Here is a 9,373-nt window from a genome sequence, read left to right on the forward strand (position 1 = left end):
AAAAAAAACACTTCCGGTGGTTGAACCAAGCGGATTCAATCACCGGAAGTGGAATGGGCGATAAGGGCTGCGCCTTATCGATTACTTATTGCCAGTAAACTGGCCAACGAACAACAGGGTGCCACTCAGCGAATCGCTGATGGTATAGACAAACGGGTGGTCGGCAATGAAGTTGACATCACGATAGTCAGTCGGACCGAGTGACGTCAGCATGACAGCAGCAGTAACGGCAGCAGCCTTGGTACCCTTCTCGCTCACTTCAATCTTAGCCTTCTGCAACATCTGTGATACATAGAACTGACCATCGGCAAACTTGCTGAAGTCGGCTTCGGCAGGATTGAAGATGCTGGGTGCTCCCAGTGTGCTGACAATGCCGTTGAGCGGGATGTTGGTCTCGGTGGTGAACTTCGGCAGTTGCAGATTGACATTGCAGATATGCATCTTGCTGGTCAGGGTAGAGAGTGTCGAAGCGTCGATAGATGCCATCATCTCGTTGATGCTCTTACCTTCGTTGGGCAGCAACACCGTCATGTGATAGACACCATTGCCGTATGGCAGCACAACGGCTTTGTAGAGTGGCATTTCTGCGTATAGGAACTTGTTACGTTGGTGCATCATCTCCACCTTTTGAATATCGCGGGTGTATCCACGGAAAATCTCTTCACTGGTTTTGCGTTCATCAAACTTCTTCTCCCACGTGCCGTTGAAATAGATGGCATTCATCAGATAAGATACTGCAGCAGGATCAGTCTGGTCGATGATGGAAGGAATCATGCCGTCAGTATGTTTGGAACACCAGTTGTTGATGTGTTTTACTGTGGCAGGATTGCTGAAATCCAGACTTTCCACCCCAGCCATGTAATGGTCTGTCACGGTGCTGACAAACTGCGGACGCAGCCGATATGCCTTGTTCACGGCAATATAGTTGGCAATGCTTACCGTGGTCTGTTGATCCAGTCGGTCGGCAGTTTGCAGGATATTCTGATAGAGCGAGTTGAGGTCGTTGATGTCGATACCCTCACAGCCGATAGCTTTAAGGATTTCCTGTTGGCTGACACCATCAGCACCGTTAGCCAACATCCCCATGAGGTATGCTACGCTCAGTGGTGACACCACTTTGCTGCTGTGGTCGCTAACCTGATTGAAGAGCTGTAGTGCAAAGACATTGTTGCGGTTGACGATGTCGCGCTGTGCATCGCTGAGTGTGAGGTATGCTTCATCCATATCTGTAGAGTTAGAGGGAGTGACAACGACAGTATTGTCTGCCGAAGGGTTGTTGGGGTTTTGGAGCTTCTTGCTACTGTTGCATGAAACGGTAAGGGCGGCAGTCAATAGTATCGCCGCGGTTGTTGTGTAGTGCTTCATTGTTGTTGTATGGTTTTTAATTTCAAATTGTTTCTTATCTGGTAAATGCCGATGATATGGATAGATTGCATGAGACAGCCACAATCTTAACAACTCTTAACCGTATAAGCCTCTCATGGCGGTTTTCCATTGCAAAGATAAGTATATTTTTTGAAAACTCCTATTCTTGTTGTCTATTTTTCATACTTCTCTTGGTTTGCACTACCGAAGAAATAATAAAGAAAACGAGTTTTCTTTTTGTATTTCTCTCACTTAATCGTACCTTTGCAACGCAAAACAGATAAAACAAAATATTGCAAATGAAAAAACAACTAAAAACTGCCTCTATCTGTGTACAGGGAGGCTATGAAGCGAAAAACGGTGAACCTATTGAGTTGCCCATCATCCAGAGTACTACCTTTAAATATGATAACTCTGAAGAAATGGCGATGCTCTTCGATTTGAAGAAAGAGGGCTATTTCTATACCCGTCTGCAAAATCCTACCAACGATGCTGTGGCCAAGAAGATTGCACAACTCGAAGGTGGAGTAGGGGCGGTACTGACCAGTAGCGGACAGGCAGCCAACTTCTATGCCGTGTTTAATATCTGTGAGGCTGGCAGCCATATCGTTACTTCCAACGAAATCTATGGTGGCACATTCAATCTCTTTGGCGTCACCCTGAAGAAACTGGGTATTGAATGTACCTTTGTCAATCCCAACGATAGCGAAGAGGAAATACAAAAGGCTTTCCGTCCCAATACCAGAGCGGTGTTTGGCGAAACCATCAGCAATCCCGGCTGTGCCGTACTCGATATCGAGAAATTCGCACGCATTGCCCATCGTAACGGTGTGCCTCTCATTGTAGATAACACCTTTGCCACTCCCATCAACTGCCGCCCCTTTGAATGGGGTGCCGACATCGTGACCCACAGTACCACGAAATACATGGATGGCACGGCATCGCAGGTGGGAGGTGTTGTCGTAGATAGCGGACAGTTTGACTGGATGGCGCATGCCGATAAGTTCCCCGGACTCTGCACTCCCGATGAGAGCTACCACGGACTCACCTATGTCAAGGCATTCGGAAAAATGGGCTATACCACCAAACTCGTTGCCCAGCTCATGCGCGACTTGGGCTCTATCCCTGCACCGATGAACTCGTTTATCCTCAACCTCGGTCTTCAGACCCTCCATCTGCGCATGGCACAGCATTGCAGCAATGCCCAGCGTGTGGCAGAATTTCTGCAGGCAGACCCTCGTGTGGCATGGGTACACTATAGCGGACTGCCAGGCGATGCCTATCATGAGTTGGCAGAGAAATATCTGCCTGGCGGATCGTGTGGCGTCATAGCCTTCGGACTGAAGGGCGACCGTGAGACCGCTATCCGCTTTATGGACTCGCTCGACATGATCAATATCGTGACCCACGTGGCTGATGCACGCACCTGTGTGCTTCACCCTGCCAGCCATACCCACCGTCAACTTTCCGACGAACAGCTTCGTGAGGCTGGTGTGGCTCCCGATCTCATTCGTCTTTCTGTTGGTATTGAAGATTGTGACGACATCCTCGACGACATCCGTCAGGCTCTCGATAAGATCTGAAAGTAGTTTTCATAAACAATAATAACAAACAGGAGGCAGACACGCATCATCGGTGTTTGCCTCCTGTTTTGTTATTCGGATGTCACGGTGATTATTCCTTCACAGCCTTCATGATGACTTCCACATGGTTGCCAGACTTGAGGATTGTGTTCTGGAGGAAGTCTGATATCTGTTTACTGTCAATCTCGTTGACCGTCTTCTTATAGTCGGTATGGGTATCTACACCGCGTGTTGCATAGTTGATCAGCACGCTAAGCCAGTGGCTGTTCTCACGGCTGTCCACATCGGCTTGCTTCAGCAGAATCTCCTTGACCTTCTGCAGGTCGGCAGCATCAGCACCTGCCACGACCTCCTTCATGCCTTGGAAGAAGCAGGGGATGGCAGCATCCGACTTCTCAGGATTCAGCTGTGCGCTACCAACGATATTGACAGCAGCCAAACCGTCTTTATCGGTGAAGACAGAGGCGGTGGCACCCGCATGATAGGCAGCGCTGAGTTCCTCACGGATAGAGCGCAGATACTTCATCTCCAACAGGCGAGCTGCCATGTCAGCCAGCACGTCAGCCTTCAGTGTGTAAGGCATCATGGCATACCATATCTCCTGAACCTGATTCTGTGGGTTGCTCATCGCCTTGGTGAATACGTTGCTCACCTTGCCTTTGGCATAGGGGATGTCCTTGTTTTGCAGGGTGCAGCCCTTTGCAGGCAGCGAAGCGATATACTGTTCGATGAGCGGCAGAAGTGTAGCCTCGTCGTAGTTGCCCACGAAATAGAAGGTGAAGTCTTTGGCATTGCCATAATACTGCTTACCTATGGCCAGCAGACGGTCGTAGTTGATGGCCTTGATATCGTCGGCAGAAGGAATGCGTGCCAGTTTGCTACCCAGATATACGGTGCTCTGTACTGAGTCTTGGAACACGAGGTTGGGGTTGTTGCTCTGGTTGGCAAGGATGGTAGCATAGGTGTTCTGCAGGTTGGCAAACGATTTCTCGTCTTTCTTCACTGCTGTCATGTCGAGGTAGATGAGTTGCATCAGCGTCTCGATATCCTTCGGAGTGCTCTTACCGCTCAATCCGTGGTAGAACGGATCCATGGTGAATTTGACACTCGCCTGCTTGCCAGCCATGGCCTTTTCCAGTTCTGCGTTGGTGAAATTGCCCAGACCGCTGGCATCCAGTGCCTGGGTCATCAGCATCACACTGCTCTGATCGGCTTTCTCAAATGCCGAATATCCCACCTTGGCTTTTGCAGAGAAGAGAATCTCGTTGTCCTTGAAGTCGGTCTTCTTCATGATGACCTTCGCACCGTTAGACAGTGTCAGTTCCTTATATCCCAACACCTTATTCTCTACGGTCTTCCTGATCTTGCCAGCCTTAGGCAGCTGGGCAATGAGTGGTTCGTTCTTCACGTGATCCACGTAGGCTTCGAGTTTCTCTGCCCTCACCCCTTTCACAATGTCAGCCAACTGCTGTTCGGTGGGGTATGCCTTACCGTCTTTCTCCTGCATCATCATCAGCGTCACGAAGTTGGTATCGCTGTTGCAGATGAGTTTCTTGGCATACATATTGATCACCTCCACGGGGATGTTGGGGATGAGCTGTTGCAGGATAGCACTCTCGTCTTCTATCGAGGGAATAGGTTCGTTGGCAATGAAGTGATCCACATACTGTGTGGTAAACTGCTCATTCTTCATTTTGTCCTTATTGGCAAGGCTTTTCTCTATCTGACTTTTGATCTCGTCCCTGGCACGCTGATATTCTGTAGCAGTGAAACCGAAGTCGTGCGCACGCTTGGCTTCACGCAATACAGCGGCATACGCCTCCTTGACTTGACCTTCCTTGGCGAGTCCTGTCAGCGTGAAGGCACCGCAGGTTCTCGACATGAGGTAATCGCCATTGTCGCCCACAGCCTGCAGATAGGGGCAGTCGGGCTCCTGGGCTTTCTCGCTGAATCGGGTGTTCAGCATGAGGGTGAGTGCATTGTCCATGTATTTCATGAGGAGATAGTCCATGTTGACCTTCATCTCATCGGGAATAGCTTTGTGCTTCATGTTGATGAGGAAGAGGTCATACTGCTGTTCCTTGTCCTTATCCACCACATAGATTGCGGTATCGTTGGGGCTTACCTGCTCTGGTATCACTTTGGCGGCATCGGCAGGCACCTTGATGTCGGCAAACAGCGTCTTGATCTGTGCTTCGATATGATCTACGTCCACATCACCCACCACGATGATGGCCTGGTTGTCTGGGCGATACCATTTGCGATAGTAGTCGCGCAGGGTTTCGGGGTTGCATCCGTCGATGACGCTCATCAGTCCGATAGGCATGCGGAAGCCGTATTTCTCGTTTTGGTAGAGGCGAGGCAGACTGCGCTCGATCATGCGCTGCTGACCCACCATGCGCATGCGGTACTCATTGTGCACCACATCGCGCTCGTCGTCTATGGCTTTCTGCGTCAGCGAGATGCCGTTGCTCCAGTCTTTCAGTATCAGCATACACGAATCCACAGCCGTTGGTCGGGTGGTGGGCACATCGGTGAAGAAATACACCGTTTTGTCAATACTGGTATAGGCATTGAGGTTGCGACCGTATTCCACGCCGATGCTCTGCAGATATTCCTGTAGGGTATTGTCTTTGAAGTGTTCTGTGCCGTTGAATGCCAGATGCTCCAAGAGGTGTGCCAGTCCGCGCTGGTCCTCGTTCTCGTTGATAGAACCGACCTTCTGTGCGATATAGAAGCTTGCCACATGCTCAGGGAAATTGTTTTTGCGGATGTAGTAGGTCAGTCCGTTGTCCAGATGACCAATCTTCACCTTGCTATCCACGGGGATAGGTGGCATTTGCTGTGCCGTCGTTGGTGTTGCACCTAGCAGTAGCATGGCCGCTGCCAATAGATTTTTTGGTTTCATATTTTACGTTTTTGTTAATAATGATTTTCTCGCGATTAGGATATTGTGTGCAAAAGTAAGTATTTTGTTATGATAAGCAAAGCTTTTGCGCTGATTTGTAGTGCCTTTTAATGTTTTTTAATTCAAGTCCCTCAGTTGCGCATGTGGGGAAGTTAGAGGGAAGTTAGAGGGAAGTAAGAGAGAAGTTAAGGGACAAATGTCCTACGTCTTACGGCAAAAGGCTATTGTCTCTTAACTTCCCGAACGACCGTAGGGAGTGATAACTTCTTTAACTTCAATCAATTCCCTCAGTTGCGAAACTTGAATAAATTAATAATGGAGAAAAAAAACGTGCCACCCTGAATCGCTTCAAGGCGGCACGCTGTATGTGCATCATCCGTAATGGATGGCGTATCGTTTTACTGGTATTACTCGTTGACCAGAGGAACGGCGAAGTACCCCTTCCTGCCAGTGGGGAACACACCCTGGATGAAGAGTACAGGATCCTTGGAGGTTGAAGTTTCCTTCACCGCATTCTGCAGGTCCTCCACCGACTTCATCGGCTGTTCGTTCACGCGCTGGATAATGAAGCCCTGGGGCACACCAGCCTCTTTCAGTCTGCCGCCGCTGATCTTAGCCACCTGCAGACCATAGCCGATGTTCAATTGCTCCTTCTGGCTGTTGGTGACGGCACGGAACGTACCGCCCAGTACATCGAGGTCGGCATTCTTCACCACCTTGGTAGTGCCCTGTTCGTTCTTCAGCGTCAGCGTAGCGGAATGGCTCTTCTTGTTGCGCAGATAGGTGACAGTCAGTTTATCGCCGGGGCGCTTCTGGGCGATGATGCCCTGCAGTTCGCCAAACTTCTTGATCTTCTGGCCGTCGATGCTCGTGATGACATCGCCCTTCTTCAGTCCTGCCGAGGCGGCAGCACCATCCTCCACCACTTCGGCCACATAGATGCCTTCCATGGTGCCAAGGTCGAGTTGGTTGCCCTTTTCCTTCTCCACGTCCACATAGGTGCTGACGTCGCTGCCCTTGATGCCTATCATGGCACGCTGCACGGTACCGTACTGTTTGATGTCGGCGACCACCTTGTTCATGATAGCGGTAGGAATGGCAAAGCCATAGCCGATGTTCTGTCCGGTCTGAGAGTATATCATCGCGTTGATGCCGACCAGTTCGCCGCGTGTATTGACGAGCGCACCGCCCGAGTTACCCTGGTTGATGGCAGCGTCGGTCTGAATCATCGACGATACGCCTTCGCCCATCTGGCGAGCCTTGGCAGAGATGATGCCCGCAGTCACTGTGTTGTTCAGTCCGAGGGGGTTGCCTATAGCCAGTACCCATTCGCCCACTTTCACATTGTCGCTATTGGCAATGGCGATGGCGGGCAGATTCTTAGCATCAATCTTGATGAGTGCTAGGTCGGTGGTCTTGTCGGCACCGACGATGCGGGCTGAATATTCCTTACTGTTCTCGTTGAGTGTAACGGTCAGTTCGTCAGCGCCATCCACCACGTGGTTGTTGGTCACGATATATCCGTCGGCAGAGATGATCACACCGCTGCCCGCAGCGGCCTGTCTCGGGGTCTGCACCTGTCGCTTGCGGCTTCCGTTGTTACCGTTCTGCCCGCGGCCGAAGAAGCCGCCGAAGGGGTCTGAGAAGAAATCCTCAAAGGGGTCGGCATATTCCACGGTCTGCACCTTAGAGTTGATCACCGATTTAATGTAAACCACCGAGGGCAGTGCCTTGTCGGCAGCGTAAGTCAAATCCACTGGTTGTCCCGGCGCAGCAGCAGGAGCTGCTTGGGTTTTGTTGCACGATGCAGTAGAAAATGCGATCACCATCAGATAGACCGCTGGCAAAATGCTTTTCACAATCTTTTTCATGTTCTTTTTATGTTTTTTTTTTGATGTTATAATTCCCGTTTTCGTCAAACTGGGTGCAAATATAGACGCAAAATATGTTAAACTGCCAAAATGGCATTGCTTTTTGGCGCATTTTAACACTTCGACCGCTCCCCTTAACGGCTGTTTGCGCTTTCCCTGCTATTGTTGAAAAAATCACAAAACATCATTTGAAAAAGTTGCAAGTTGTTTTCTTATCATCCTTCATTTTCTCGCCATGGCAGAGTTTAAACGAGCTTTATTCTGCTCATTTGGCTTAACGAAAACGTTGGTTTAATTCTGTTACCGACCACGCTTTGAAGAAGGTCAACGCTGAATCCGAGTTTGTTTGCCAGTTCGCTGATGATTTGCGATTTCTCGGTACTGGGTTTTTCTTTTTCTTTTGTCATAGCTCGTTATTTTGAGGGTTAGTGGATAAGTTACAAGTTACAAGTTACAAGTTACAAATGGTGTTGCAAGCACTGCAAACTCTGGAAACTTAGAATTTGTAAGGTATATAATTTTATTATATATTATAATATTATATATTATAATAATATAATAAAGTTTTACATCCCTATTCGTTCTTCGCTTCGTTTTCGTTTGTAACTTGTAACTTGTAACTTGTAACTTGACCGAATACCGCTGTATCCGTGAGGCTGGACCTCGGCTGCAAAGGTACGAACCTTTGCGTTAACAAAAAAAAACGTTAATTTGCATTAACACTTCTGTTAAAGTTTCTATTCCACTGCAACAAGGGTTTCAAATCGTAACCGTTTTCGGGCAACTGCCCGAATCGGCAGTAAACAGGGGCGCGCGCGAGGTATGCCGTTCGGCGGTGGCGATAACGCCAATCGTCGAAGGAGAAAACGCCAATCGCCTTCGTCGATTGACGTTCGGCGGTTTAAGGCTCTCCGAGATACTCCGCAATGGCGGCTACCATGGCAGGCGAGAGGATGCGCTGACGGCCGTCGTAACCGAGCGATCGGAGGCGGGCGAGGAGCGGACGGCAGCGATCCATCCATGCTTTCAGCGTGCGCCAGGCATGGCGAGGGGTGACGTCGGGGCAGTAGAGCTGTGCCAGACGGGTGCGGCTCATGGAGGTGTAAGGACGTAGTGTAGGCATGATGTTCAGATGATTTTATTTTTACGCAAAGTTACTGCCTTTGCCGCAATGAGGCAAAGGAAGCGAGGCGCAGCGCCCGACTTTAAGTTCTTTTAACACGGCATAAGTGGCAATAAGTGACATTAACTGACATTTCGCAAAAACATACCCGTACCTTTGCAGGCGATAATTTTCTTCTGTTTAACTAAATTCGTTTCTATTATGAGTACACTAACTACTATTCGCTACTGCTTGCAGAAGTGCATGAACACCAAGAGTACTGCCTACGCCAAGTATTACGCACAACCCGTTTCGCAGGGCACCGTGAACCTTGACGAGCTGGCAGCCCACATCTCAGACCACGAATCAGTCTATACCCGCGACGTGGTGGTCGGAGTGATGACCAAAATGGTTGATTGCATCAACGAACTGCTGGCGCAGGGCTACAAGGTGAAGCTGGGCGAACTCGGAACGTTCTACAACTCCATCCGCAACGACGGCAAGAAGGCGGTCAGCGACCCATCCAAGTTTGATGTGGCACAGA

Annotated in this window: 7 protein-coding genes; 2 read left to right on the forward strand and 5 right to left on the reverse strand. The window is 49.6% G+C overall.

What is annotated here, in order from left to right; all coding sequences use genetic code 11:
* Positions 1–81: 81 nt before the first annotated feature.
* Positions 82–1,365: a serpin family protein gene (locus CIK96_RS10690; RefSeq protein WP_094440568.1), complete on the reverse strand. Its 1,284-nt coding sequence runs from the start codon at positions 1,363–1,365 to the stop codon at positions 82–84.
* A gap of 299 nt (positions 1,366–1,664) precedes the next feature.
* On the opposite strand from CIK96_RS10690, the gene CIK96_RS10695 reads away from it, so the two are divergent.
* Positions 1,665–2,948 carry an O-acetylhomoserine aminocarboxypropyltransferase/cysteine synthase family protein gene (locus tag CIK96_RS10695; RefSeq protein WP_094440569.1) on the forward strand — a complete coding sequence of 428 codons (1,284 nt, stop codon included), beginning with the start codon at positions 1,665–1,667 and terminating at the stop codon, positions 2,946–2,948.
* A gap of 91 nt (positions 2,949–3,039) precedes the next feature.
* Here CIK96_RS10695 and CIK96_RS10700 read toward each other — a convergent pair whose 3' ends face one another.
* The 4 genes from CIK96_RS10700 to CIK96_RS10710 all read right to left on the reverse strand — a co-directional run bounded on the left by CIK96_RS10700 (position 3,040) and on the right by CIK96_RS10710 (position 8,850).
* The gene (locus CIK96_RS10700) at positions 3,040–5,856 is read right to left on the reverse strand and encodes a pitrilysin family protein (RefSeq protein ID WP_094440570.1); all 2,817 of its coding nucleotides are present in this window, start codon (positions 5,854–5,856) and stop codon (positions 3,040–3,042) included.
* 407 nt (positions 5,857–6,263) lie between these two features.
* On the reverse strand, positions 6,264–7,727 hold the full coding sequence (locus CIK96_RS10705) for a trypsin-like peptidase domain-containing protein (RefSeq protein WP_094440572.1): 1,464 nt from the start codon (positions 7,725–7,727) through the stop codon (positions 6,264–6,266).
* A 245-nt stretch (positions 7,728–7,972) separates the two neighbouring features.
* Entirely contained in the window at positions 7,973–8,134 is a 162-nt protein-coding gene (locus CIK96_RS13275) for a hypothetical protein (protein WP_158214861.1), read from the reverse strand.
* Positions 8,135–8,628: 494 nt separating this feature from the next.
* Positions 8,629–8,850: a DUF4248 domain-containing protein gene (locus CIK96_RS10710; protein WP_094440571.1), complete on the reverse strand. Its 222-nt coding sequence runs from the start codon at positions 8,848–8,850 to the stop codon at positions 8,629–8,631.
* A gap of 201 nt (positions 8,851–9,051) precedes the next feature.
* Here CIK96_RS10710 and CIK96_RS10715 point away from each other — a divergent pair.
* A partial coding sequence (locus CIK96_RS10715) for an HU family DNA-binding protein (protein ID WP_371592657.1) occupies positions 9,052–9,373 on the forward strand: 322 nt, incomplete at its 3' end.

Origin of the sequence: Prevotella sp. P4-98 (genome assembly GCF_002251405.1) — a bacterium.
Classification (GTDB): Bacteria; Bacteroidota; Bacteroidia; order Bacteroidales; family Bacteroidaceae; genus Prevotella.

Excerpts from the sequence above, each read along its gene's own strand:
- CIK96_RS10690 (WP_094440568.1), bottom strand. The coding sequence starts at position 1,365 with ATGAAGCACTACACAACAACCGCGGCGATACTATTGACTGCCGCCCTT.
- CIK96_RS10695 (WP_094440569.1), top strand. The coding sequence starts at position 1,665 with ATGAAAAAACAACTAAAAACTGCCTCTATCTGTGTACAGGGAGGCTAT.
- CIK96_RS10700 (WP_094440570.1), bottom strand. The coding sequence starts at position 5,856 with ATGAAACCAAAAAATCTATTGGCAGCGGCCATGCTACTGCTAGGTGCA.
- CIK96_RS10705 (WP_094440572.1), bottom strand. The coding sequence starts at position 7,727 with ATGAAAAAGATTGTGAAAAGCATTTTGCCAGCGGTCTATCTGATGGTG.
- CIK96_RS13275 (WP_158214861.1), bottom strand. The coding sequence starts at position 8,134 with ATGACAAAAGAAAAAGAAAAACCCAGTACCGAGAAATCGCAAATCATC.
- CIK96_RS10710 (WP_094440571.1), bottom strand. The coding sequence starts at position 8,850 with ATGCCTACACTACGTCCTTACACCTCCATGAGCCGCACCCGTCTGGCA.